Annotated in this window: 26 protein-coding genes and 1 riboswitch; of the genes, 11 read left to right on the top strand and 15 right to left on the bottom strand. The window is 43.6% G+C overall.

Going from position 1 to position 23360, the window contains the following annotated elements; genetic code table 11:
- Window positions 1–222: 222 nt before the first annotated feature.
- Complete coding sequence (gene raiA / locus ED652_RS19605; RefSeq protein WP_017106206.1) at window positions 223–579, bottom strand: ribosome-associated translation inhibitor RaiA; 357 nt, start codon at window positions 577–579, stop codon at window positions 223–225.
- 417 nt (window positions 580–996) lie between these two features.
- Here raiA and ED652_RS19600 point away from each other — a divergent pair, with 417 nt between their 5' ends.
- Window positions 997–1581: a hypothetical protein gene (locus tag ED652_RS19600; protein WP_102485878.1), complete on the top strand. Its 585-nt coding sequence runs from the start codon at window positions 997–999 to the stop codon at window positions 1579–1581.
- 97 nt (window positions 1582–1678) lie between these two features.
- On the opposite strand, the gene glgC is transcribed toward ED652_RS19600, so the two are convergent.
- The gene (glgC, locus tag ED652_RS19595; protein WP_122055878.1) at window positions 1679–2902 is read right to left on the bottom strand and encodes a glucose-1-phosphate adenylyltransferase; all 1224 of its coding nucleotides are present in this window, start codon (window positions 2900–2902) and stop codon (window positions 1679–1681) included.
- 399 nt (window positions 2903–3301) lie between these two features.
- Here glgC and ompW point away from each other — a divergent pair, with 399 nt between their 5' ends.
- Both ompW and ED652_RS19585 read left to right on the top strand, forming a co-directional pair.
- A complete protein-coding gene (gene ompW / locus ED652_RS19590) occupies window positions 3302–3943 on the top strand; it encodes an outer membrane protein OmpW (protein ID WP_076668371.1) in 642 nt (213 codons plus the stop codon).
- Window positions 3944–4145: 202 nt separating this feature from the next.
- Window positions 4146–5954 carry a choice-of-anchor I family protein gene (locus tag ED652_RS19585; RefSeq protein ID WP_122055877.1) on the top strand — a complete coding sequence of 603 codons (1809 nt, stop codon included), beginning with the start codon at window positions 4146–4148 and terminating at the stop codon, window positions 5952–5954.
- Window positions 5955–6061: 107 nt separating this feature from the next.
- Here ED652_RS19585 and ED652_RS19580 read toward each other — a convergent pair whose 3' ends face one another.
- Complete coding sequence (locus ED652_RS19580) at window positions 6062–6781, bottom strand: SDR family oxidoreductase (RefSeq protein ID WP_010433036.1); 720 nt, start codon at window positions 6779–6781, stop codon at window positions 6062–6064.
- Window positions 6782–7007: 226 nt separating this feature from the next.
- Between ED652_RS19580 and ED652_RS19575 the strand changes: the two genes are divergently transcribed.
- Window positions 7008–7913 (top strand): LysR family transcriptional regulator, encoded by a 906-nt coding sequence (locus ED652_RS19575; protein ID WP_122055876.1) that lies wholly within the window; start codon window positions 7008–7010, stop codon window positions 7911–7913.
- A gap of 64 nt (window positions 7914–7977) precedes the next feature.
- Here the strand turns inward: ED652_RS19575 and ED652_RS19570 are convergent, their stop codons facing one another.
- The gene (locus ED652_RS19570) at window positions 7978–8316 is read right to left on the bottom strand and encodes a helix-turn-helix domain-containing protein (RefSeq protein ID WP_122055875.1); all 339 of its coding nucleotides are present in this window, start codon (window positions 8314–8316) and stop codon (window positions 7978–7980) included.
- Window positions 8317–8421: 105 nt separating this feature from the next.
- On the opposite strand from ED652_RS19570, the gene ED652_RS19565 reads away from it, so the two are divergent.
- Both ED652_RS19565 and ED652_RS19560 read left to right on the top strand, forming a co-directional pair.
- A complete protein-coding gene (locus ED652_RS19565) occupies window positions 8422–9189 on the top strand; it encodes an SDR family NAD(P)-dependent oxidoreductase (RefSeq protein WP_122055874.1) in 768 nt (255 codons plus the stop codon).
- A 134-nt stretch (window positions 9190–9323) separates the two neighbouring features.
- Window positions 9324–9977 (top strand): cupin domain-containing protein, encoded by a 654-nt coding sequence (locus ED652_RS19560; RefSeq protein WP_122055873.1) that lies wholly within the window; start codon window positions 9324–9326, stop codon window positions 9975–9977.
- A 107-nt stretch (window positions 9978–10084) separates the two neighbouring features.
- Here the strand turns inward: ED652_RS19560 and ED652_RS19555 are convergent, their stop codons facing one another.
- On the bottom strand, window positions 10085–10723 hold the full coding sequence (locus tag ED652_RS19555) for an NAD(P)-dependent oxidoreductase (protein ID WP_122055872.1): 639 nt from the start codon (window positions 10721–10723) through the stop codon (window positions 10085–10087).
- Between the two features lie 154 nt (window positions 10724–10877).
- Between ED652_RS19555 and ED652_RS19550 the strand changes: the two genes are divergently transcribed.
- Window positions 10878–11774: a LysR family transcriptional regulator gene (locus ED652_RS19550; protein WP_029225576.1), complete on the top strand. Its 897-nt coding sequence runs from the start codon at window positions 10878–10880 to the stop codon at window positions 11772–11774.
- 146 nt (window positions 11775–11920) lie between these two features.
- On the opposite strand, the gene ED652_RS19545 is transcribed toward ED652_RS19550, so the two are convergent.
- Together ED652_RS19545 and ribB are read right to left on the bottom strand one after the other, a co-directional pair.
- Window positions 11921–12784: a hypothetical protein gene (locus tag ED652_RS19545; RefSeq protein ID WP_122055871.1), complete on the bottom strand. Its 864-nt coding sequence runs from the start codon at window positions 12782–12784 to the stop codon at window positions 11921–11923.
- 343 nt (window positions 12785–13127) lie between these two features.
- A complete protein-coding gene (gene ribB, locus ED652_RS19540) occupies window positions 13128–13784 on the bottom strand; it encodes a 3,4-dihydroxy-2-butanone-4-phosphate synthase (RefSeq protein WP_017054827.1) in 657 nt (218 codons plus the stop codon).
- 187 nt (window positions 13785–13971) lie between these two features.
- Window positions 13972–14122: riboswitch (FMN riboswitch) on the bottom strand.
- A gap of 385 nt (window positions 14123–14507) precedes the next feature.
- Here ribB and ED652_RS19535 point away from each other — a divergent pair.
- On the top strand, window positions 14508–15254 hold the full coding sequence (locus ED652_RS19535; protein ID WP_122055870.1) for a phosphatase PAP2 family protein: 747 nt from the start codon (window positions 14508–14510) through the stop codon (window positions 15252–15254).
- A 55-nt stretch (window positions 15255–15309) separates the two neighbouring features.
- Here the strand turns inward: ED652_RS19535 and ED652_RS19530 are convergent, their stop codons facing one another.
- The 4 genes from ED652_RS19530 to ED652_RS24040 all read right to left on the bottom strand — a co-directional run bounded on the left by ED652_RS19530 (window position 15310) and on the right by ED652_RS24040 (window position 18153).
- Window positions 15310–15672, bottom strand: a complete 363-nt coding sequence (locus ED652_RS19530) for an MmcQ/YjbR family DNA-binding protein (RefSeq protein WP_102577311.1) — start codon at window positions 15670–15672, stop codon at window positions 15310–15312.
- A gap of 83 nt (window positions 15673–15755) precedes the next feature.
- Window positions 15756–16481, bottom strand: a complete 726-nt coding sequence (locus tag ED652_RS19525; protein ID WP_162929965.1) for a sulfite exporter TauE/SafE family protein — start codon at window positions 16479–16481, stop codon at window positions 15756–15758.
- A gap of 223 nt (window positions 16482–16704) precedes the next feature.
- A complete protein-coding gene (locus ED652_RS19520) occupies window positions 16705–17910 on the bottom strand; it encodes an MFS transporter (RefSeq protein WP_122055868.1) in 1206 nt (401 codons plus the stop codon).
- Window positions 17911–17925: 15 nt separating this feature from the next.
- Window positions 17926–18153: a hypothetical protein gene (locus ED652_RS24040; RefSeq protein WP_162929964.1), complete on the bottom strand. Its 228-nt coding sequence runs from the start codon at window positions 18151–18153 to the stop codon at window positions 17926–17928.
- Between the two features lie 396 nt (window positions 18154–18549).
- Here ED652_RS24040 and ED652_RS19515 point away from each other — a divergent pair, with 396 nt between their 5' ends.
- Entirely contained in the window at window positions 18550–19164 is a 615-nt protein-coding gene (locus tag ED652_RS19515; protein ID WP_102545625.1) for a YitT family protein, read from the top strand.
- 135 nt (window positions 19165–19299) lie between these two features.
- Here the strand turns inward: ED652_RS19515 and sigZ are convergent, their stop codons facing one another.
- Entirely contained in the window at window positions 19300–19914 is a 615-nt protein-coding gene (sigZ, locus tag ED652_RS19510) for an RNA polymerase sigma factor SigZ (RefSeq protein ID WP_122055867.1), read from the bottom strand.
- Complete coding sequence (locus ED652_RS19505; RefSeq protein ID WP_004733042.1) at window positions 19898–20194, bottom strand: helix-turn-helix transcriptional regulator; 297 nt, start codon at window positions 20192–20194, stop codon at window positions 19898–19900. Before ED652_RS19505 ends, sigZ begins: the two co-directional genes overlap by 17 nt.
- A 233-nt stretch (window positions 20195–20427) precedes the next feature.
- Between ED652_RS19505 and ED652_RS19500 the strand changes: the two genes are divergently transcribed.
- A complete protein-coding gene (locus tag ED652_RS19500) occupies window positions 20428–21528 on the top strand; it encodes a permease (RefSeq protein ID WP_122055866.1) in 1101 nt (366 codons plus the stop codon).
- A 103-nt stretch (window positions 21529–21631) separates the two neighbouring features.
- Here the strand turns inward: ED652_RS19500 and trmY are convergent, their stop codons facing one another.
- A complete protein-coding gene (trmY, locus tag ED652_RS19495; protein ID WP_102517200.1) occupies window positions 21632–22231 on the bottom strand; it encodes a tRNA (pseudouridine(54)-N(1))-methyltransferase TrmY in 600 nt (199 codons plus the stop codon).
- A gap of 256 nt (window positions 22232–22487) precedes the next feature.
- Between trmY and ED652_RS19490 the strand changes: the two genes are divergently transcribed.
- Window positions 22488–23012 (top strand): DUF3087 family protein, encoded by a 525-nt coding sequence (locus ED652_RS19490; RefSeq protein ID WP_122055865.1) that lies wholly within the window; start codon window positions 22488–22490, stop codon window positions 23010–23012.
- Window positions 23013–23165: 153 nt separating this feature from the next.
- Here the strand turns inward: ED652_RS19490 and ED652_RS23900 are convergent.
- Window positions 23166–23360: hypothetical protein (locus tag ED652_RS23900; RefSeq protein WP_122055864.1), on the bottom strand; the 195-nt coding region annotated here is incomplete at its 5' end.

The raw sequence follows: 23360 nt of genomic DNA, 5'->3' as shown, positions 1-23360 counted from the left end.
CGAATTAATGATAATTTTCAAGTTCTCAAGCCTGCATCTTCAAGTTGAACGGGTATAGCAACCAGATACTTAAGGGATTTAAAGAAGACATGAATTTGAGCTGAATCTGAGGTTTGATAGCGAGAGGGGATTGCTCCGTTTAAAGATCGAAAAAGCCAGCAACATGTGCTGGCTTTGCAATTCTTGTGCGCTGCTATTCGTTAGCGCGCTTCTACTGTGGAGTTATACCAACTTCATCTCTTGGATGATATCTGAAGCGATTTCTGGCTTCGTACTGGTTGGCTTCTCGTGTAGATCGGATTTTAATTGTCCCTTACGGTTACTTAAGCCTGCTTCAAGTTTCTTAAGTGCTGCAGCGATAGCTGGGTACATAACATCGTCTGTAGATTTTGCTGTTACTCGTACACCTTCGTAGTTTGTGAATACTTCAACCTGATGTTGACCGTGTTCTTTAGTAATGATGATGTCGCAGCTAATCAGTGATGGGAAATGGTTAGATATCTTCTCGAATTTACCTTCGATGTCTTTGCGTGACTCGTCGTTAATTGATACATGATGTGTTTGAACATTTATTTTCATAAATCATACCTTTCCAATGACTGTGTCATTTAAACGTAGCAAACATCGCATAGATTAACCAACTGAGAATTAGCACATGTGTGATTCACTTCAGTGTTATCAAATATTCTCTTGTTACTCCCTTGAAAGTCCGATGAACTGATCGCATATTATGTTTCGTGAATTTCAAACGTGTTTAAAAAAACCTCATTCTCGAAATATTGCTCCAGTTGATTTCGCTCACTTAGATTTTATCGCCTTATTCAAGCCGTACCTCAATGACTTATTCTAGTCTTAAATTTATAAACCGCCTGTTTTTGATACAGATTTCATTCTTTCACTCAATATCACAATTACAAATATAAGCCGCTGCAGTTTATTGAGGTATTTGTTAGTACGGGATACCATAACAGCTTCGTTAAACTTGGATCCGTTACCATGAAAATGCCTGTTAAATTCGCTGCCATCGCAGCTTCACTTTCTTTCGCTTTTAATGCTTTTGCTGCGCCTGTTGAGTTTCAGAAAATTCCAGAGATCATGCAGCAATTTGAAACTGCAGAACTGTACGTAAAGAAGTCGGTCACCTTAGGTCGTTTACCAGCAGAGTCTGAGATTGGCATTGATTTCCCTACTTATGTTTCAGACGGTAAGGGCGGTTACAGCTTAGAAACAAACAACGTAATGACGGGCGATGTAGTTATTGCGAGCATGCCGAAAGCGATTGTTGATGATGTTTTCAACCAATGGCTAGTACCTAAAGAGACATGGATCAGCAGCTATGGTTCATTGCCAACCTCGACCACTGAATTTAAGCCGTTTAAGCGCATTAAAACTATCAAAGCCATTAAGATTGATGCAGAAATGCTTGAGCTGTTAGGTAGTGAAGATGGCAACACGGCGATGATCAAAGTGAGCTGGGATGAGAAGGGGATGAAGGTTTATAAGGATGGTTACTTAGCGGATTATGAGTACGGGATCGCCCCACATGAGATGCAAGAAAACTACGAATTAGCACCTAAGTAGTTCGATTCAATTTAGAAAAGCGCCCCGTTTTTATGGAGCGCTTTTTTGTAGGTAAAGGGGTTGTTACTGAAGAATACTGAGTGACCAGTATTAGAGGTTAAGACTCATTAAACTCGTAAGAAGACGGCACCACAATCACGCCTTGTTTTGATATGTGGAAGCGTTTGGCATCGGCAAGACTATCAATGCCGATTTGGGTTCCATCAGGCACTTTAACGTTCTTATCGATGATGCAGTTCTGAATATGGCAGTTTCGCCCAATCTCAACGTCCTCAAATAGAATACTATCAATCACAATTGCGGCATTGCTGACTTTGACCTTAGGAAAGAAGATAGAGTTTTGCGCTGAACCGCCTTCAATTACCACCCCATTTGCGATCATCGAGTTGATGAATATCCCTTGGTTACCTTCTACCGAAGCGATGGTTCGTGCTGGTGGCAGTTGCGGATCATAGGTGCGAATTGCCCAATCCGGTTGGTATAAATCAATAGGCGAGGCTGGTTTCAACAAGTCCATATTCGATTGGTAATATGAGTCGATCGTACCCACATCTCTCCAGTACGCATCTTGTGTTACGCGTCCTTCTTCATCACCAAACTTGTACGCGTAAACGCTGTTGTTACCGACCAACTTAGGAATAATGTCTTTGCCAAAATCGTGGCTTGAATCTGGATCTTCTGCGTCTGCCAATAATGCCTGTGTCAGTACTTCCTTATCAAAGATGTAAATCCCCATGGAAGCCATGCTTCGAGTTGGCCTACCGGGTACACACGCAGGGTAACGTGGCTTTTCGGTAAAGTTATTGATCTGCAGAGATTCGTCTATCTCCATCACACCAAACTCTTTGGCTTCATCAATCGAAACCTCCATACACGCTACCGTTAAGTGGGCTTCATTCTGTTTGTGTTGCTTGAGCATTGGCGCGTAATCCATGCGATAGATATGGTCGCCAGACAACACCACTACATGCTTGGCTTCACTGCGAGACAGCAAATACAAGTTTTGATAAATCGCATCAGCCGTCCCGCTGTACCAGCTATCACCCGTTCGCATTTGTGGGGGAACATTGGTGATGTATTCGCCGAGCTCGGGGTTAAGCACCGACCAACCATCCCTTAAATGTTTTTGCAAAGAGTGCGACTTGTACTGAGTCAGCACCAAAATTTGGCGAAGCCCAGAGTGTAGGCAGTTCGCGAGTGTGAAATCGATTATTCGATATTTGCCACCAAAGGGTACCGCAGGCTTTGCACGGTTATCGGTGAGAGGAGAAAGCCGAGAGCCAACACCGCCGGCCAGAACGATTGTTAGAGTGTCTTGCATAGTCAGAACCTCAATGTATTTATGATTATGAATAGAGACCTGCAAGCACTAAGCCAAATGTAACTCATTGAATATTAAACGAGGAGAGGGTGATTCTTGTAGACCTGCACCAAATTGATGCGTACGAGATGTTGGCTTGCTCTATTTTGATCCGAAGAGATCTGGGCAAAGTGAGGGGGGTGAATTAACAAGATGACGCACGGGAAAGTTGCATTACAAAACTGTCAATAAAATGAAGGAATAAAGTGATCGGGTCGATATAAATTTACATAAATAATCACAACTTTTCACAAATTGATTTCCATCAATAAAGTAGGGTTATTCTATGCTACCTTGCACGCAAAATAAGAAATGATTACTCATTCACCAATAAAAATTAAGCCCTCAAAGGAAATTATAATGAAAAAAACAGTATGTGGTATTGCGGTTATTGCGGCTCTTATGTCAACCAATGTTCTTGCTCATAAAGAAGGTGATTTCATCATCCGTGCAGGTGCAGCAACAGTGTCTCCAAACGATAGCAGCGGCGCAGTGCTTAACAATCCAGACCTAGAGTTTTCAGTAGATTCTGATACTCAACTTGGTCTTACTTTCGGTTACATGTTCACTGACAACATCAGTTTTGAAGTCCTAGCAGCAAGCCCATTTTCTCACAGCATTTCTGTTAACGGTCTAGGCAAAATTGCTGATACTAAACACCTTCCGCCAACGTTCATGGTTCAATATTACTTTGGTGAAGCGAACAGCGACTTCCGTCCTTACGTAGGTGCGGGCATCAACTACACTGTATTCTTTGACGAAGGATTGAATGCTAACGGCAAAAATGCAGGCCTAACGGATGTGTCTTTGGATGATTCTTGGGGACTTGCGGCCAACATTGGCATGGATTACATGATCAATGAAGATTGGTTCTTGAATGCTTCAGTTTGGTACGCAGACATCGGTACTACAGCGACATACAAAACGGCTACAGACACGTTCAAAACAGACGTTGATATCGACCCGTGGGTATTCATGATCGGTGGTGGTTACAACTTCTAAGCTATTTAATCAGTTTATTAAAGGCGCTCAAGCACCAGCCAGCTTGGGCGCTTTTTTTTGCTTGCTTGTTAATGAAATGCTCAATCTAACCTACTGTTGTTATGGGTAAAGAAAACTGATTGTCGTCACCTATTGTTAACAAAAGGGAAAGATAACTGTCATAACAGCCCTCTATGATCGCGGTTCTAATTATGGAGGATATATGAATCGTAAATTTAATAAGCTGAATTTATTACTGCCTATCGCGGTAAGTTCTGCTCTGGTTGGGTGTTCTCAGTCAACTTCAACGACTGCAGCATCATCTCAAACATCATTTGATGCTTTTAGCCTTCAATGCCAATCCATCCAACAACCGAACAAGACAGATGCCACTGTTACTGGGATTAGTCTGGTTGGTCGTGCTATTGCTGACGCCCCGTTTGATACTTCTGCAGCCGAAATCGTCAGCTACGATTCATGTACCGATAAGCTTTATGTGGTTAACGCTCAAGCACAGAAAGTTGATGTGCTATCGATGGACTCTGACAGCGCACCAACATCTGAAGGCTCTATCGATCTTCAATCAGCCGCTGCAGCTTCTGGTATTGATATCGGTGCTGCAAACAGTGTGTCTACTCATCAAGGCCTAGTTGCTGTCGCGATTGAAAATGCTGACAAGCAACAAAACGGCATCATTGCACTTTATCGTTCAGACACGTTAGAGCTGATCACTACTTATACGGCTGGTGCATTACCGGACATGGTGAGCTTCTCGAAAGATGGTCGCTATATTGCCTCTGCAAATGAAGGTGAGCCGAATGCGGATTACAGCATTGACCCTGAAGGCTCAGTCACACTGGTTGATCTAGCCAACGGTCCTCTGCAAGCGAAAGTGACTCAAATTGATTTTAAGGCATTCAATCAAGGGCAGTCTCGCCATGCAGAGCTAACTGACAAGGTTCGAATCTCGGCGCCGAATGCAACGGTTGCTCAAGATCTAGAACCTGAATATCTAACGTTTGCTGATAACGGAAAACTCTACGTAGCCCTTCAAGAGAACAATGCATTAGCAGCGATTGACGTGGCGAGTGCACAAGTCGATGCGATTCTGGGACTAGGCGGAAAACCTTGGGATAATGCTAAGCTAGATGCGTCAAATAAAGACAAAAACATCGGCAATCTACAAAGCTACGCAATGTTAGAAGGCCTTTATATGCCTGATAGCATCACTAGCTACAGTGTTGAGGGCTACACCTACATCGTGACTGCGAACGAAGGTGATGGTCGTGAATATGGTATCAAGACCACGCAAGAAATGTGTGACGAGAAAGGTTTTGAGTGGGATGGTGATGACTATAAAGGCACCGAAAACTACACAACAGAAAAAGACTTTTGTATCGCTTATGTCGATGAAGTACGTGGTAAGAAGCTAGATGTCGACGCTAACCACCCATTGGCTGGAGCGTTGAAAGACAATAAGCAACTGGCTCGCCTTAAGGTGATTAAGCCACAAGGAACACTTACTGCTGACCAAAAAGTTCAAGCATTCGGTAGCCGTTCTTTCTCTATCTGGGATGAGTCAGGCGAGCTCGTGTTTGATAGCGGTGATGATTTTGCTCGAATCGTTCTGGAGCAAGATCCTGCAAACTTCAACAGCACCAATGATAACAACCAAAGCGGTGATGATCGTAGCGATGATAAAGGGGTAGAACCTGAAGCGATCGAAGTCGCTGAGATTAACGGCAAGCAGTATGCCTTTATTGGGCTTGAGCGCCAAGGTGGCATTATGGTCTACGACGTAACGCAGCCTAAGAGTTCAAGTTTCATCAGCTATCTAAACAACCGCGACTTTACTCAGCCAGTGTGTACCAAGGTTGATGAAGATGGTGATTGCGACAACGATACTTACAACGCGAAAACAGGTGACTTAGGTCCAGAGTCAATCAAGTATTTCACTCGTTCTGGCAACCACTTTATTGCGGTTGGTAACGAAGTAAGTGGTAGCACATCAGTTTATCGCGTTGAGTTTTAATCACGCTTCTTACTAGCAATTAGATTGAATCAAAACAAAAGCGCCACTACTGAATAAGTAGTGGCGCTTTTTTAGTTCATCGCTTGTTTAGTAGCGATAGCAAAGGCCTATGGCTGTTGCTTAGTTGGTGCTAGAGCAATCTCACGGATACATACGTTTTGTGGTTGTTGGTAAGCGAATGACACAGCGCGAGCAATATCGTCAGCTGCCAGTACGCCGCCCATGTCTTCTTTCCAAGAATCGTAACCGTCTTTGATTTCTTGAGATGTAGTGTGAGACAGAAGTTCTGTTTCTACAGCACCCGGTGCGATAGTGGTAACACGAACATTTGAAGCAGCAACTTCTTCACGAACGTTCTCAGAAATAGCGTGTACCGCGAATTTAGTACCACAGTAAGCTGCGTGGCTTGGGAATGTTTTCTTACCCGCGATAGAGCTGATGTTGATGATAGTACCTGTGTTGCGTTCCATCATAGGAGCAAGTACAGACTGCATGCCGTTTAGAAGACCAATCACGTTCACATCGAACATTGTCTTCCACTCTTGTGCGTCTTGCGTATCGATTTGACCAAGAAGCATTGCGCCAGCGTTGTTGATAAGCGCATCTACAGGGCCAAATTTCGCTTCACCTTGTGCGATTGCTGCATCAAAAGACGCTTTGTCTGTTACGTCTACTTTCACAGATAGAGAGTTTGGTAGGTTAAGCGCTTCAAGGCGGTCAACACGACGAGCTAAAAGTAGAAGAGGGTGACCTTCATCGCTTAGACGACGAGCGATTGCTTCACCAATACCAGAGCTTGCACCTGTAATTACGATTAGTTTTTTCATTTTATTTCCTCTGTACTTTTATTGCGTCGGGTGGTTACGACGTGTTGTTTAAGTGCATTCGAATCAAGTGCTTGTTGCCTTGCTTCGTTGCGATGGAGGTATATTAAGGAAAATAGCATTGTTGATATATAGCGCTTTACTTGAAACACTGTTGCTGTGGTGCAACAATAAAGGTGCACACTTTATTACTTCATCATCTTAAAATCTCACAACTAAGCTGGCGACCATGCTCAATCAAATAAACCTGTCTGATATTCGTTCTTTCGTGCTTATCGCTCGTTTAGGTAACTTCACTAAAGCAGCGGAGGAGCTTGATGTGTCGCGCTCCCACGTATCACGCCAAGTGAGTAGCCTAGAAAAGCAGATGGGCGTGACGTTGTTTATCCGCACTACTCGAACCTTGAGATTGACGCACGCAGGGCAAGATCTGTACGCGAGATGCGAACAAGCCTTAGATAATATAGACCAAGCTCTGATTGCTGCTGTGGATGATGTCGAAGAAGTACGTGGCGACATAAAAGTAAACTGTGTTGGCGGTTATCTTGGTGAGGTGATCATCGCGGATTTGGTGAATGAGTTTATGCAGCTCTACCCAGACATCAGTATTAGCCTTGATTTTAGTAGTAACCGAGTTGATTTGATTGAAGATGCGTTTGATATTGCCTTTCGAATGGGAAGCTTAGAAGACGCGGGCTTTATCGCAAGAAAGCTTTTAGACATTGAGATGGGAACACTCGCGAGTTCTGAGTATTTCGCTCGTAAAGGGAAGCCAAATCATCCTAAAGATCTAATCCACCATGACTGCTTAACGGGATCGGTGCGCAAGTGGAGTTTTCAAGCGTTGGACGATACCAAGAAAACAGTCGATGTGCATGTGACGGGCAGGCTGCAATGTAAGAATGGACGAGTGTTGGTACAGGGCGCGAAGTCGGGCAACGGGATTATTCGAGTTCCCACCATCTATTGCTTACAAGAACTCAATGACGGACAACTAGTGCAAGTGTTTGATGAGTGGGTGGTGCCGAAAGTGGACTTTTCAGCGATCTACCATCGAGACCGCTATCAACCAAGCCGAATTCGAACCTTCATTGATTTTGTAAAAGGTCGCTTTGAGCAAATGCCAGTGAGCTAAGTGCTGCTTGTTGCCTTCCTTTTTCTGTCTGCTGTTTTTTGGCAATAGTTGGACTGGCTCGAACTTACATCTCGTCGATTTCGTTTTGTAGGTTTTCCAGCTGGTCTAGAATCAACAAGAACTTCTCACCGAACGGTGTCACTTGGTACTCAACTCTTGGTGGCAGTTCGTTGAACATTTGCTTATCTAAAATCCCGAATTCTACATTTCGCTTCAAACATTCATTCAACACCTTGGTCGATAGCCCTTCGACTGAGCGCACCATTTCACCGGGGCGATTAATGCCATTTGCCAATAATTGGTAAACCGTTAGCGACCATTTACAGCCATAGATGGTTTCTACCATGCGAGCTGAGCGCTCTGGTGCTGATTTTCTTGAAAAAAAGTTTTCCTTATTTTTCATAAAGATGTACCAATAAGTACCTACCTAACCGATTTGTACTTACTATTCATAGTGTTAGTTAAAAGCCTAAGATTACCACGTTCACATGACTTAGGAGATAACAAAATGAACTTCACTAAAAATGGTATTGCAGTAGTAATCGGTGGCACAAGTGGTATGGGCTTTGAAACAGCGAAGCAGTTAGTCGCTCAAAACATCCATGTGTTGGTTGTCGGCAATAACCCAACTAAGTTAGATAAAGCGGTGTCAGAACTACAATCGCTCGGTCACGCTTCGGGTTGGCAAGCTAACCTTTATGATGATGCGAGTGTGGCTCGCCTTATCGAACACCTTGAGTCGTTAGATGAAGGTGTTGGTTACCTTGTGAATGCTGCAGGTTACTTCAACCCTAAAGCGTTTATTGAACACCAAGAATCTGATTACGAGCAATACATGCAGCTTAATAAAGCAACCTTCTTCATCACTCAAGCGATAAGTAAATTGATGATCAAGAATGGCGGCGGCAGTGTGGTTAACGTTGGCTCTATGTGGGGTAAGCAAGCAATCAAAGCGACGCCATCTTCTGCCTATTCAATGGCTAAAGCTGGCCTGCACGCATTAACACAACACATGGCAATGGAACTGGCTGAGCATAACATTCGCGTGAATGCAGTGTCTCCGGCTGTGGTTAAAACACCGATTTACGAATCTTTCATTAAACCGGAAGAAGTGGATCAAGCGTTAGAAGGTTTCAACGCATTCCACCCAATTGGTCGAGTAGGTCTGCCGAAAGACATCGCCAATAGCATCTCTTTCTTACTGTCAGACAGTGCTGATTGGGTCACAGGTGCAATCTGGGATGTTGATGGCGGTGTGATTGCTGGCCGCAATTAATTAGGCTTCTTTTTAGGAGGCTGCCGCGTAGGCAAATAGCAGCGAGGTGGCCTCCTTGATGAGTATTCGCGTAGAATAGAAACGAGAAAGACAACAATAATAATTAAAACGATAACAAGAGTAAGGTCGCCACTATGTTCAACATGGACTTTTCAAAGAGACTGGTTATAGAAACCGAGACATTAGATTGGATCGCGAGCCCTGCCAAAGGGGTATGGCGTAAGCCGCTAGAAAGAGAAGAGAAAGAATCGGGTCACACGACCAGTGTGGTGAAGTACGATCCTGAATCTTCGTTTTCTGAGCACCCACATCCACAAGGCGAAGAGATCTTCGTGTTAGAGGGCGTTTTCTCTGATGAAACTGGAGATTTCCCCGCGGGCACTTATATCCGTAATCCGCCGGGTAGTGCGCATTCTCCATCAAGCAAAAATGGTTGTACGATCTTTGTTAAGCTTAACCAATTTGATGCGAGAGACTTAACTCAAGTTCGTATCAATACTCTAGAAACGGAATGGCTTCCGGGCATCGGTGGCTTACAAGTGATGCCGCTGCATGGTTTTGAGCACGAAAATGTGGCCTTGGTGAAGTGGCCTGTTGGCGAACGTTTTCAGCCGCACCGTCACTTTGGTGGTGAAGAGATCTTTGTGTTGTCGGGCACTTTTAAAGATGAACATGGCGAGTATCCAAAACACACATGGATGCGTAGCCCTCACATGAGTGAGCATTTCCCTTATGTGGAAGAAGAGACGGTTATCCTAGTGAAAACGGGTCATTTACCACTGATATGATGATTATCTCGATGAACAAAACAGAAAGCCGCTTCGTTTAAGTAAGCGGCTTTTTAACGTTTATCTTTATGTGTCTATGATTTTTCGTACCTAATGAACGGGGGAAGCTAGTAAGCAACACCAATACGTTGGCGCGGGAACTTGCCAGCTTCTAGTTCATCAATCATCGCAATAGCGTAATCGCTGACGGATATTTTGCTGTTGCCATCTTCGTCAGTCAGCAGTTGATCACCACCTGTGCGGTAGGTCGACAGTTTCTCACCCGGGAATATTTCTGCCGCTGGGCTAATGAACGTCCAATTAACCTGGCTATCAGACTGTTTGAAGGCTTCGAGCGCTTCTCCTTGTGCTAGCGCTTCGTTTTTGTAATCTGCTGGGAAGTCAGGAACGGTAACTAACGGTACGTTTGGCGCCACTTCTAATGAGCCTGCACCTCCTACCCAAAGTAGACGTTCGATGCCAATGCTTGGCAATGTATCAAGCAACTTAGCTGCTGTTTTTTTTACGATGTCGTGATTGCCTAGAGCGCGTCCACCAATCGAAGCAATTACCGCATCAACGCCTGAGAAAGCGGTCGCTAGACTTGCCGCTTCATCTTGTAAATCAAATGAACGAACTTCAACATCGCTGATTTCTACGCGGCTTGCATCTCTTACAACAGCAACAACTTCGTGTCCGCGAGATTGAGCTTCTTGAGCGATGTGACTACCAATCCAACCTGATGCGCCTAATACTGCAATTTTCATAATGTCTCTCCAATTATCTAATTTATTGAGTCTGTTTCTCGACAGCCATTGCAGTCTAATAGCTCACTAGATTGCGATAAATATCGTGAAATGATGTAGATTGTATCTATACAGTTATCTAATAGGCTTGGTTAAGTCGGTAAGGGAGAGTGTGATGGACCGGTTGACGGCGATGCGTAGCTTTGTTGAAGTCGCAAATTGCGCCAGTTTTACTCAAGCAGCAGAGCATTTGGACATGAGCCGTTTACAGGTTTCACGGCATGTTCAAGAGATCGAAGGGTGGTTAAAACAAAGGCTTCTGCACAGAACGACTCGTAAGGTAAGTTTGACGACAGCAGGGGAGATTGCGCTACAACGTTGCGAAAAAATACTCCATGAAACGGCGGAGCTAGAAGTCACTGCACTTAATCAAACCGATGCTCTTTCCGGAACCATTCGAATAGCAGCCCCAATTGGCTTGACTCAACATATGCTGTTGAGTGTGGTTGAACAGTTCACAGAGCTTCATCCCAGTATCACGGTAGAGCTATTTGCTTCTGACCATTTTGCTCAGCTGGTGGATGATAGAATCGATATTGCGCTGCGCTATACCGATCAACCTGACGATAGTTTGATTGCTCGAAAGCTAATGGAAATTGATTCGGTGGTGTGTGCCTCACAAGACTACCTAGACAAACACGGTGAACCTGAAACGGTTGAAGCGCTTAGACAACACAATTGTTTTCGTCATTTGAGTGTCTCTAAGTGGGATTTTGTTAAGGATAACCAACATTATTCGGTTGAGGTGTCGGGGACTATTAAGGCCAACGATGTTGGGGTGTTAGCTCGCGCCGCACAGCATGGCAAAGGGGTTGTGCGATTACCTTGTGATTTAGCGAATCCGTTGATAGCTGAAGGGAAGCTGAAACGAATTTTGGATGATTTTGTTTCACCGAGTAGCGTGCTTTGGGCGGTGTACTTGTCTCGCAGTTATCAGCTGCCTGTTGTTCGTCAGTTCATTGATTTTGCAGCAGAAGCTTGGTCTAGCGATATCAAATCTGGAGACGTTTAAGCTTACATCGCTTATAACTTGTCTCGTCCTAAAATAGAACCAAATAAATATATAAGCCCATAAATACAAAAATCCGATATCAAAGGTGATATCGGATTCGAACTCAATAATTCAGAGTTCCAGCACGCTCTCCTCTCACGAAGTCTTTACATGTAATGATGTACGGATAATCGGGTGTTCATCGCATTATCGTTGATGCTAGGTAAAGGCTGATACAAGCTTTTGGTAATGTCTGATAATACTTGGTCGTAGACTTGCGATACCACAGTAGAGATATCACTGGTTAACTCGTACATGCTATCTGCTGGTTGGGTCGCTTCAGTGCTTGATGCGATCTCGGTAAGTGCATGCATCGCACGTGTACAAATGGGTGACCCACTGCTGATAGGGCAGATAATCGATAATTGGTTGAGTTTGCGGTGTGTCTGAGATGCGTAGAATTTGAATCTCGCATACTCCTCAGGATTCTCCATATCCGCCTTTTCTATTTCAGGGATACACATTCGTAACTTGGTCAAGATCTCCATGCAGTCTAAGATCTGTTGCCAATTCATGTGGTACTCACGGCTCATGTCTTCTCGTTCAGACTGAATCAACCAAATGATCATTACCTCATCCATTAAGAACATGCTGTGACGAATCGTTTTGCCATGAATTGATTGGTTACGCACCAAGCTGCGGTTTTGCCAGTCGCTGTGCATGGCGATGAGCTTGAGGTGGTAGATGCGATACATAGGACGGCTATCGAACGACACATGGGATTGAAGCAGTTCAGACACCTCAAGTATGTTGTCGTAAATCTTATTCACTTTACGAATCGAGTCGCTAGACAATTTATAGGCCAGAGCATAATGCGTTGCTGCACGGTGTTTGCGTGATAACAACAATAACTCTCTGAGCAGAACCAAGGTTTCAAACCTATGTGATAGCGCTGTTTGTCTCTTTTTTGAAAAGTGAAACAGTGCAGCAAGCACTGCAATCGATAAACCCACTGAAATAACTACAAACATATCCAACTCCTAATACCTGCATACCTACTTAGTGGTAGTGCAGACACCGTGCCAAAATGAATAAGTGTTATATTTCAGCGAGTTATGTTTTTACTGTAATTATGAATGACCAATAATGGTGTATGACTTCACCATTCGAGTGAATGTTTCTCATATTTTGCAGAATTTTTTGAGAGGTTAGTCGTTGGCGTGGAGGTGGACCTTAGAGCTTAGAGTAGGAAATGAAAAAGGCCTCACCCTTTATGCTTTTAACTAGAAAAAGCAGTAAGAATGAAGCCTTTCAATGTTCATTTCTGAGTTTCGTTACCCTCAGTGCTAAGTGTTTAGCATTGAGGGTTAAACGTTAAGCAAGCTTAAGGTCGAACTCAGTGCGGTACATCACCATATCTTCAATGGTCAGTACTGGCATGTTGTGTAGTTTACCGAAAGCAACGATCTCTGGCGCTTTTGCCATTGTGCCGTCTGGGTTGGTTACTTCACACAGTACACCTGCTGATTGAAGACCAGCCATTTGCATCAGATCCACAGTGCCTTCTGTGTGACCGCGGCGAGCAAGTACACCACCTTTACGAGCGCGCAGTGGGAATACGTGACCAGGGCGCGCGAGGTCAGTAGGCTTAGCTGTTGGGTTTGCAGCTGTCTTGATCGTTGTTACACGGTCAGCGGCAGAAACACCTGTCGTTACACCCACTTTTGCTTCGATAGTGACAGTAAACGCAGTTTGGTTTGCGCTGTTGTTATCAACAACCATAGGTGGAAGTTCAAGTTGGTTTGCTTGCTCGTCGGTTAGACATAGGCACACAATGCCGCTGCATTCGCGGATCATAAGCGCCATTTGAGCGTTCGTTAGGTGTTCTACAGAGTAGATGATGTCACCTTCGTTCTCGCGATCTTCATCATCGAGTAAAAGTACGCCACGACCTTCGCGTAGAGCTTGCAGTGCGTTTTCAACGCGAGTGATTGGTTCGCCAAATTCGGCAAGTAGTGAAGACTGATTCATGGTTAAACTCCTAAAATATCACCAGAATCAGGGCTGTATGAGGGATCTCAACCGAGCACAGCAAAGCCTACTCATTACAAGAGACTTTAGCTCATTATGGTTTTATCCAAAACGAAATGCACCCGTCTAAGTTGGAGGTATGAACCCAGCTCACGCGGGCACGCCTTTCCAACTTAAACGAGTGTGTTTTCATTCTCTCTCATCCGGACTATGACCGTCGGCTCTGGCATCTCACCAGATCTGCTGACCTCGACGAATCGAGCGCTCGCGGGCTTATCTTTAGATTTTGCTAAGGACATACCGCCGGTGGGGAATTTCGCCCCGCCCTGAGAATAAAAATTAATAATCTATTTTGCTTTTGAAAGCAGACCAGATGGTAATCCTTTCAATAGTGGATTTAAAGGACTGACAGCAAAGTATTTAAGATTTTGGCCTTATAATCCGGTAAGTGTTCACTTTATCGGCAGAACACGTCAGGCAGTCTTTAGTGGGATGATGCCTTTGTCTCGTTTGATTTCTGTGGTCTTTATTTTCTCTATGAACATAAGTGGATGGTGAACATTATTGGTGTTGGCGTGGCTGTTCACTGAGTCAATATTCAAGCTCCGCATTAATCGGATATTGTTACGCCATGACAGCTCACTGACCGTTTTGACATAAAATTGATATTGGCGATGCTAAGCTGCGATAGCATCCGACCACTTTATTCAAAAGGTCTTAGCCATGACTTCTCTGTTCTCTAACAAATCCAAAGGCTTATTACTGCTCGTTCTAAGTTTGTATTCTCTCGTACCTTTTTTGATCTTTGGATCGGACTTTGATCTTGGAAGTGCGGTTTTGCCTTTCTATGGCGTCTTAATGACGTTCGTGACTTACTCAGCAGGTAATCAAGGGTTCTTGGTGACGCTCGCTGTGTTGTCTTTAGTATTGCTCACGATGAAGTTTTCCAAAGCTAAGTTAGTCAGCCTTTGTCTGCAGCTCGGCCTGTTGTTGGTGCTTAGCTTTGCAGCGAAAACCTTCTTAAAGCATTCCACTGAGAGCCCTCGTCCTTATTCTGAGTATTTGGTGACGCAAGAAGTAGTTGAAATGCCAGAGCTGTTTTACGAACTGCCATTGGTAGAAAAGAATGCTGCTATTGAGTCTGTACAAGATAAGGTGAGCGAGTGGCGAACACGTCATTGGCTGGGTGAAACCGACTACTCTTTCCCATCTGGACACATGATTTTCGTAGGTGTGTGTTTGGCGTTTTTTGGAGGATTGTTCCTAGAGGCGAAACGCTTTTATTTAGTCGGCGGTTTGTTGGTTTGGGCTGGTGGTGTCGCATATAGCCGTGTTTGGCTTGGCATGCATCGACCTGAAGACTTAGCCGGATCTATCGCTTTTGCGAGTTTAATTTATTTATTGGTGCCGCTCATGTCTGAGCAAAAAATAGAACGCTATTTACCTGCATTTTTGAAACAGACTTCCTAGTCATTGTTCCTCACTACAAAAAACTAGGGCTCAGAGTCGCAATACGTGACAAACGTTATTGATTGAGTCCGAGTTCTGCTTGTTTCTTCTTGGTTAGCCCTAAAGATACAATTCGGTGTGATTCAGTGAGGTAATACTTCAGCTCCTTATCTCTTTCTGATGTGCTTTCAAAAAGCTGAATCCACTTCATTCCGCGCGAAGCAAAGTAGGGAGCAGGTTTATAGCCTGACTCTTCTTTCAGGAAATCAAAATTCTGATTGGATGCCTTGAAGATAAACGCAGGCTCGTCATTTGGTCCCCAACCACCTATCGCAAACACCTTGCCACCCACTTTCCAGACGTGAGAGTTATTCCACTGCATCACATAACTGGTTGCAGGTTGTGACTGGCAGAATGCATTGAATTCGTCGTAAGTCATAGAGCGTCCTTTTATCTATTGGGTGTTTGAACTGTGTTGGTTTTCTAAGATGTTTTTCTCCTTCCCGTCTTTATCGAAAAGCACTAGCTAGCTAAGCCCTGCCAAATTGCAGTAAAGCCACTGATAGAACATAGCAGTAAAGAACCGATGCGTATTTTCTCTTTAGGGATGCTTTGCGTCGTCAATAACGCCACTTTGTAACCCAACCAAGCCGCAGGCAGCAACGGGATTGTGATGATCAAATGGTGCATGGTGAAGAAGCCAATTGGGATCTGTACCAGTAATGAAATGATAGAACTAAACACAAAAAACGCAGAAAGATTGCCACGAAGTTGATTGGCATCTTGGTGTTGAAGCAGGAGTGCCATTGGCGGCCCACCAATACCTGAACTGGTACCGAAGAAGCCTGAGAAGAACCCCGCGATGCCCATTTTGGCAGGCGTTGGCTCTAACCTGAATGGAAGTAAGCTAACAATCACGGCGAATACTACCAATAAGCCTAACCATAGTGACAATACGCTCGTTGAAACCATTACCAACAAAGCCCCGCCAGCCAGTGAACCAGGAATGCGGCCCAATAGTGCGATTTTCAATCCGCCAATAGAGATGTTTGCTCGGTGTTTAAACGCGTTGAATACCGAAATGAACAGACCAACGAGACAGATAGGCGCAGGTACATAGTCAGGTGAGACCAAAAACAACAACGGGGCAACCACAATAGCCAAGCCAAAGCCGATTGCGGTTTGTACAAACGAGCCGACAAAAATGAGTGCCATCGCGATAAGGGCGGTCTGATCTAGGTATTCCATAAGCCTGCGAATTAGTTTTAAAGGAGCGAGTGGATACTATAAATTAAAACGAAAAGAATAGTCTTATTATTCAGTGAGGTTTATGCAAGTTTCGTTAGTTATCATTTGGATAATAACGACCAACAAAAAAGCGAGTGAGCATATCAGGATACTTTCTTTCAATACTCACTCGCTTATTGGAACGACTTGTTGCTTACGCTAGTGGGGGAGTCAGCATAAAACGTTAAGCCATTGCCAATTTCAGTCGCTCAATCGGCTTGTCATTGATAGGCAAATGGATCAGTGCTGCTGCAAATGCCAGTACCACCGTTGACCACCAGATTGGCTCGTAAGATCCGTAGTAATCGTAAATACGACCACCAACCCAAGCGCCTAAGAAGCTACCCACTTGGTGAGTAAAGAATACCAAGCCGTACAACGTCGACAGGTAACGGGCACCGAAGATCTGACGAACTAAACCAGACGTTAGCGGAACCGTACCCAACCAACAGAAACCAATCGCCGCACCGAAGATAGCCGCGGTTGACTCAGTCACTGGCAAAGTCACAAACGCACCAATAACTACAGTACGCACTAAGTACAGTGCCGACATTACATGACGTTTGCTGAACTTATCGCCCATAACACCCCAGAAGTAAGATCCGAAGATATTGAAGATACCAACGTAAGCCAGTGCCATCGCTGCACTACTCGCAGGTAAGTTTTTGTCGGCTAAGTAACTTGGTAAGTGCGTCGCAATGAACATCACGTGGAAACCACACACGAAAAAGCCCGCGTGAATCAACCAATAACTTTTGTTCGAAAACGCTTCAGACAGCGCTTCTTTTAGCGTCTGGGTGTCTTCTACTTGTTTATTGGTTGCTGACTTCGGTGCTCGCATAAATAGTGCAAATGAGATCATCAAACAACAAAGCACGCCAAATACTTGCATCGCACTTTGCCAATAAAATTCGTTCAACATGTATTGCGCGCCCGGAATTACCGCGAACATACCAAATGAACCTGCTGCTGTGGTTAAACCAAATGCCTTCGCTGCGTGCTCTGCAGGTACTACTTTTGCTACCGCGCCCAACACGATCACATAGCTCGTCGCACTCAACCCAAGACCAACTAATACGCCTAATGAAACGTAAAGCATGCTTGATTCGGTAGAAATTGAGGTAAGAAGTAAACCCAAACCGTAAGCACATGCGCCAGCAATAATGATGCGTCTTGCTCCCCATTTGTCAGCGGCCATGCCCAAAAAAGGTTGGAACACACCGAACAACAGGTTTTGTAGAGCTATAGCGAAACTGAAAAACTCACGGCCGGTGCCGAAATGCTCTGAAATTGGCATCATGAAAATGCCGAATGATTGTCTGATCCCTAGACTGATAATAAGTGTGCCGATCCCAAGCCATACCAGTAAAGGAAAACGGAAAATGCTCATTCTAATACTCTTAAATTAATGGTGGTGATGTGAGTGGTTTTGCGCTGACATGTGTTGGTCTGTCATATCATGGTGATGCTCGTGCCCAGAATGTCCATGCGCTGACTGGTGGTGGCATCCACTGCTCACGGCATGCTGAGCCAAGAGATCAATTAATGGCTGACTGTGATGCACAATAACCAAACTAATGACGAGGAATAGCGTCATTCTGGCCAATTGGGCAAAAAGAGATTGTGAAAACATAAGGTGTTTACATGCGCTCAATGTTGTAAGAAGTCGCGCATCATAATGACGAGTAGGGTATGTATCAAATGACCTTTTGTGATTTAGTCTATGCGTTTTATGCATAGATTTAAGCATCGCTAGAGTCAGGGCGAAACGTGACCAATAAATAGGAAAACTCGAAGCTCACTCATTCTGCGATAGAAGCGTGTAGTTAATAATAAAAGCCTAACTACAGGTTTTTAACTATCTGTTTAATTGAAGAATTCACAAAACTGTAAAAACTAATATACAAACTAATCACTAAGCAACATTGCTCGTTCACTCGACTTATCTGTCAAACATCGTAAATTTGGGCGTAAATCGTTTCAAAACTACTGAAACGCGATGTTCAAAGATTCAGGGAGAGTCATTCACATGGATAAAGATCATAACCTTCGCGAAAATTTACTGGCACTGCTCTTAGGTAGCTCACTGGTTTCACTCGGCGTTATCTTTTTCAACCAAGTCGGTTTGCTCACCGGAGGCACGGCTGGTCTAGCGATCTTCATTACCAAAGTAACAGACCTAAGCTTTGGCCAAGTGTTCTTCGCACTTAACTTACCTTTCTATATTTTGTCGGTTGCTCGTATGGGCTGGCGCTTCACCATCAATACGTTTATCGCGGTTTCGATTGTTTCGTTCGCCGTGGATCACTTGTATCACGTGATTCAAATTGCCGAAATTCATGCATTGTATGCAGCTTTAATCGGTGGTGGCTTGATTGGTACCGGCATGCTGGTGATCTTCCGTCATAAGATGAGTTTGGGTGGCTTCAACATTTTGGCGTTATTCTTACAAGAACGTTTTGGTATTCGAGCGGGCAAGGTTCAGATGGCGTTAGACTGTACGATTGTAGTGCTTTCACTGTTTATTGTTGACGTGTCACTGGTTCTATTGTCTGTGCTTGGTGCGATAGTCACCAACTTGATTCTAGCGATGAACCATAAGCCTGGGCGCTATCAACCGGTCGTCAAAGCGGAAGCAGCGTAGCTAGGTTCGCTCAAGCACTAGGTTAGCTTAAATACTAGGTTAGCTGAAGCAAAGTGATTTACAGATTCTGAAAACAACAAAGCCAGCATCAATTGCTGGCTTTGTTCTATTTCAATATCCGATTCAATACACCGATTAACACTTGCTGCAATTGGCGTCTGGCTTAAGCACGCAATCAATGACATTACCTTGTTGATCAAGTGATAGGTTGCAGCACTCTTCAAACAGATTTTTAAGATCCCCGCGACTTTTCTGAACACGAGACTTAACCGTTGAGTAGCTGATGTTTTGAGCCTCTGCGATCTCTTTTTGGCTTTGGCCTTTGATGTCGACAGCAAGCAGTAACGATGAACTTTGTTCTGGCAGCGCCTGAATAAAGGGTTCAATACACAACGAAAGCTTCTGCTTAAACTCAGAATTGTGGTCTAAATCGGTAAACCAAAGATCTTCAGCATCAATTTGGCTATCACGTTGTTGTCGAGCGTGCTTACGGTAGAAGTCGATGATCGTGTGATTGGCTAATTGGAATAGCCACGATTTTACGCTGCTTGTATCTTGGATTTTGTCTAGGTTTTGATAAGTCTTAATCAAGATCTCTTGAAGCAAGTCGTCTACATCGTCGGTGTTGTTGACCTTAGAATGCAAGAATGACTTTAACGCTTGCTGATACTCAGCCCAAACCTGTTCTAAGTTCAAAGATGCCCTATTCAAAGGTGCCCCGTTCAGAGATGCATTAGTTGCACTGTTCATTTACGCAACACTCGTCTTGTAAGAAATCAATCACACCTTCTAGGCACTCATACTCTGCTACACAGAATAGGGTTCTTCCTTCTCGTCTTTGACTGATGAGGCCTGCCGACGCTAGGCTTGAGATATGGTGAGACAAGGTGGAACCAGGGATACCTAGCTCTTCTTGTAGGCCGCCAACTGCAATGCCTTGGTAGCCAGCTTTAACGACACTCTTATAAATAGTTAGGCGAATAGGGTGGCCCAACTCTTTAAGTGCTTTCGCAACGACTTCTAAGTTCATATTAACTCCTCAAGATTTAATTTCGATGTTAGTCGAAATGTATGCTGAATTCAAATTTAAAAACGATGGCTGTGTAAGTCATTGAAAAAATGTGTTTTAGAAAGTTATTTCGATTTTTATCGAAATAATTCTTGATCTGGATCTGTTTATTTCTATAATTCGAGAATATTCGAAATTAAGGGTTGGTTACTTTTCTCATAGAGCCCGACCTTCAATCCAGTTTGGAGTTAATTATGAGCAATGAAATGTTAACAATGCTAAAAGACGCACTTGATATGTTCGCTTTCTTAGCAGTAGAGCTAATTATCCTTTTCTTAGCGATCAGCTACATTGTTGGGATTCTTCAAGAGTTCCTTACACCGGAAAAGATTCAATCTATCTTGAGTTCACGTAATGGTAAGGGTTATGTGGTTGCAGCACTATTGGGTGCAATTACACCTTTCTGTTCATGTTCGACCATTCCTTTCCTAAAAGGATTGCTGCGTGCAAGAGCCGGTTTTGGGCCAATGATGGTTTTCCTATTCGGTAGCCCTTTCTTGAACCCAGTGATCATTGGTTTGTTCGTGATTACCTTCGGCTGGCAAGTGGCTGTGTTCTACTTCTTAGTCGCAATGACAGTATCGGTAGTGGCAGGTTACGCACTTGAGAAGCTTGGCTTTGAGCGTTACGTAAAACCTGAAGCGTATGAATCGACAGGTTCTTCTTCAAGCTGTGGCACTAGCTGTGGTGATTCTGCTCCTCAAAAAGCAGCACCAGCTAAAACGGAATCTTCATGTGGTACAAGTGCATGTGGTGAACCTGCACCAGTAATGGCAAAAGAGACATCTTGCTGCGATTCTAAAAAAGAAGAACCACAAGTAACGGTTTCATGCTGTTCAGCGGATGGAAGCGCGACGGTGGAAATTGTAGAGAAGAGAGAACCTAACCGTTGGATGAGAATTTGGTTCTCAACTTGGAAAGACTTCAAACAAGTTTTCCCTTACTTAATGATGGGTATCGCGATTGGTTCATTCATCTACGGCTTTATTCCTACAGACCTAATTGCACAGTACGCTGGTGAAGGTATGTGGTATGCGATTCCTGTCGCGGCTGTGATTGGTATTCCACTGTATATTCGTGCTGAAGCGGTAATCCCACTAAGTGCTGCTCTAGTACAGAAAGGTATGGCGCTAGGTTCGGTAATGGCATTGATCATTGGTAGTGCGGGTGCAAGTTTGACAGAAGTTATCTTACTTAAATCAATCTTCAAAAACCAAATGATTGCAGCATTTCTATTCGTTATCCTAAGTATGGCGATGGGTGCGGGTTTCCTATACAGCTTCATCTTTGGTTAATCAGTTCTGATTACGAGATAGCACCATTGATACCGAGAGATAGATAACAAAAAAGAGCTCACTTAGTTGAGCTCTTTTTGTGTTTAGACTATTAGTTCGGAGATTAGAACCCGCGAATGTCCAGCTCATTGTTGATCAATACAACACATTGAGAAGCAAACAACATGTTTGGACCTAAGCTGATTTTTTCCGTTCCTAAACGCTTCAAGCTGTTGTAGCTTTTCTTCGGCATCGGGATATGGTCAGTTAGAAGGAAACATGGGTTTTCCCCAATCTCTGCTTCACGGATAAAGTCGCCTTTCTTATCCATCATGTACAGCTGGTGGTCTTCAGCCAGTTCTTTAACCAACTTTTCAAAACTCATTGTACGAACAGTGATACCTGATTCAACCTGACGAGTTTGTTCTTTGGTCATGCCTTGAGAAGCGTCAACTGCTCGCACTACCGCTGATAACAATGCCGACTCATGAAAGCCGCCAATGTTGGTGATCTCATTTGAATCGAAAGTAATCGTACGTGAAAAGTCTTTAGTACTCTCTAACACAAGGTGCACGGTGACATTCTCTCGGTGAGATTGAGCAACGAAGATCGTGTTCATCAGAGTATGAGCCAGAATCTCAGTATGAGCGTCTTGCCCAACACCTTCTAAGATAAGTTTGCTCTCTGTAGGGGCTGCGCGAGCGCGTAATACAAATGAACGCATGAAATGTACCTTGTCAGTGTGTGATAAAGCGAAACAGACTTTATCAACATGAATTGATGAATAACCAAAATTATGGCGGTATGTAACTCTTTTCTATTAATGAAGTCAAATGGAGTTATGTATAGTACTGATCAGAATAACTCTACGTATTAAATAGAGAGTGACCACATTACAAGATGGTAAAGGTTGAAGCGAACCAAGGTTTACATAGATAGTATGCGCAAATTATTAGGTGACTTACATAAGGAAGTAGTCGATGAAGTTACAGAAGATTAATAAAGAAGAATATAGAAAGAAGATGAACTTGCTGTTGGTGTCATTGGTTGGGTCACTCGCCTTGTTTGCCATTGTATTCGGTAGCATTCTGATTGAACTTTTTGGTTCAGTTGGATCTGTTACTGGGGAAACAACAGGTAACTTCCATTTGAATGTACTCGGGGTGATTTTATCAGTCGCACTGAATGCGTTTATTGCGAGTCGTGTGAAAGGTCATGATTACTTTAAAGAAGCCCTTTATGTGTGGAACCTTAAACAAATTCATAATCAAATCTATCGTAAGCTCAAGCGTATTCAACCAAAAGCTGAGCAAGGCGATCGAGAAGCATTAACTATCCTTTACTTCTATTACACTACGCAAAAACAGGTATACGACCTAGATAACAATACATTGACGATAAAAACGGTTCAGAAATCGCTAGATAACATAGTGGAGCTGAGTGAAAAGTGGAGTATAGAACTGGATATAGAGACATTCTCGAAAGATCTAGTCGCGAAATTCTAAGTTATATGCTCTTGATTGTATTAGCTTTAGCCTGTGAAAGTGGGTTTTGACGTAAAAGTAGACACTTAAGCAATTTTTTTGAATTTTTATCAAAAAAGGGGTTGCCATTTTTTCGATGATCTCTATAATGCCGCCTCACTGAAACGGCAGACGCTACAAGGCTTCAGCGGTAATCAGTAAGACGGAAAGTTCGAAAGGAGTTGATTTTAAAAAGTGTTTGACACTTAAAATTAAATCGCTAGAATTCACGTCCGCTTTCAAAGGTTTCTTTGTAAAAAGAAAGTTTCGACAAGCAAAGCTCTTTAACAATTTAAACCTATCAATCTGTGTGGGCACTCGTTGATGAAT

This window comes from Vibrio sp. Evd11 (assembly GCF_900382755.1).
Lineage (GTDB): Bacteria > Pseudomonadota > Gammaproteobacteria > Enterobacterales > Vibrionaceae > Vibrio > Vibrio lentus.
This window is presented reverse-complemented; position numbering and strand designations above follow the sequence as displayed.

Bases quoted from the DNA above. Each gene is read 5' to 3' on its own strand.
- raiA (WP_017106206.1), bottom strand. From the start codon at position 579: ATGAAAATAAATGTTCAAACACATCATGTATCAATTAACGACGAGTCA.
- ED652_RS19600 (WP_102485878.1), top strand. From the start codon at position 997: ATGAAAATGCCTGTTAAATTCGCTGCCATCGCAGCTTCACTTTCTTTC.
- glgC (WP_122055878.1), bottom strand. From the start codon at position 2,902: ATGCAAGACACTCTAACAATCGTTCTGGCCGGCGGTGTTGGCTCTCGG.
- ompW (WP_076668371.1), top strand. From the start codon at position 3,302: ATGAAAAAAACAGTATGTGGTATTGCGGTTATTGCGGCTCTTATGTCA.
- ED652_RS19585 (WP_122055877.1), top strand. From the start codon at position 4,146: ATGAATCGTAAATTTAATAAGCTGAATTTATTACTGCCTATCGCGGTA.
- ED652_RS19580 (WP_010433036.1), bottom strand. From the start codon at position 6,781: ATGAAAAAACTAATCGTAATTACAGGTGCAAGCTCTGGTATTGGTGAA.
- ED652_RS19575 (WP_122055876.1), top strand. From the start codon at position 7,008: ATGCTCAATCAAATAAACCTGTCTGATATTCGTTCTTTCGTGCTTATC.
- ED652_RS19570 (WP_122055875.1), bottom strand. From the start codon at position 8,316: ATGAAAAATAAGGAAAACTTTTTTTCAAGAAAATCAGCACCAGAGCGC.
- ED652_RS19565 (WP_122055874.1), top strand. From the start codon at position 8,422: ATGAACTTCACTAAAAATGGTATTGCAGTAGTAATCGGTGGCACAAGT.
- ED652_RS19560 (WP_122055873.1), top strand. From the start codon at position 9,324: ATGTTCAACATGGACTTTTCAAAGAGACTGGTTATAGAAACCGAGACA.
- ED652_RS19555 (WP_122055872.1), bottom strand. From the start codon at position 10,723: ATGAAAATTGCAGTATTAGGCGCATCAGGTTGGATTGGTAGTCACATC.
- ED652_RS19550 (WP_029225576.1), top strand. From the start codon at position 10,878: ATGGACCGGTTGACGGCGATGCGTAGCTTTGTTGAAGTCGCAAATTGC.
- ED652_RS19545 (WP_122055871.1), bottom strand. From the start codon at position 12,784: ATGTTTGTAGTTATTTCAGTGGGTTTATCGATTGCAGTGCTTGCTGCA.
- ribB (WP_017054827.1), bottom strand. From the start codon at position 13,784: ATGAATCAGTCTTCACTACTTGCCGAATTTGGCGAACCAATCACTCGC.
- ED652_RS19535 (WP_122055870.1), top strand. From the start codon at position 14,508: ATGACTTCTCTGTTCTCTAACAAATCCAAAGGCTTATTACTGCTCGTT.
- ED652_RS19530 (WP_102577311.1), bottom strand. From the start codon at position 15,672: ATGACTTACGACGAATTCAATGCATTCTGCCAGTCACAACCTGCAACC.
- ED652_RS19525 (WP_162929965.1), bottom strand. From the start codon at position 16,481: ATGGAATACCTAGATCAGACCGCCCTTATCGCGATGGCACTCATTTTT.
- ED652_RS19520 (WP_122055868.1), bottom strand. From the start codon at position 17,910: ATGAGCATTTTCCGTTTTCCTTTACTGGTATGGCTTGGGATCGGCACA.
- ED652_RS24040 (WP_162929964.1), bottom strand. From the start codon at position 18,153: ATGTTTTCACAATCTCTTTTTGCCCAATTGGCCAGAATGACGCTATTC.
- ED652_RS19515 (WP_102545625.1), top strand. From the start codon at position 18,550: ATGGATAAAGATCATAACCTTCGCGAAAATTTACTGGCACTGCTCTTA.
- sigZ (WP_122055867.1), bottom strand. From the start codon at position 19,914: ATGAACAGTGCAACTAATGCATCTCTGAACGGGGCACCTTTGAATAGG.
- ED652_RS19505 (WP_004733042.1), bottom strand. From the start codon at position 20,194: ATGAACTTAGAAGTCGTTGCGAAAGCACTTAAAGAGTTGGGCCACCCT.
- ED652_RS19500 (WP_122055866.1), top strand. From the start codon at position 20,428: ATGAGCAATGAAATGTTAACAATGCTAAAAGACGCACTTGATATGTTC.
- trmY (WP_102517200.1), bottom strand. From the start codon at position 22,231: ATGCGTTCATTTGTATTACGCGCTCGCGCAGCCCCTACAGAGAGCAAA.
- ED652_RS19490 (WP_122055865.1), top strand. From the start codon at position 22,488: ATGAAGTTACAGAAGATTAATAAAGAAGAATATAGAAAGAAGATGAAC.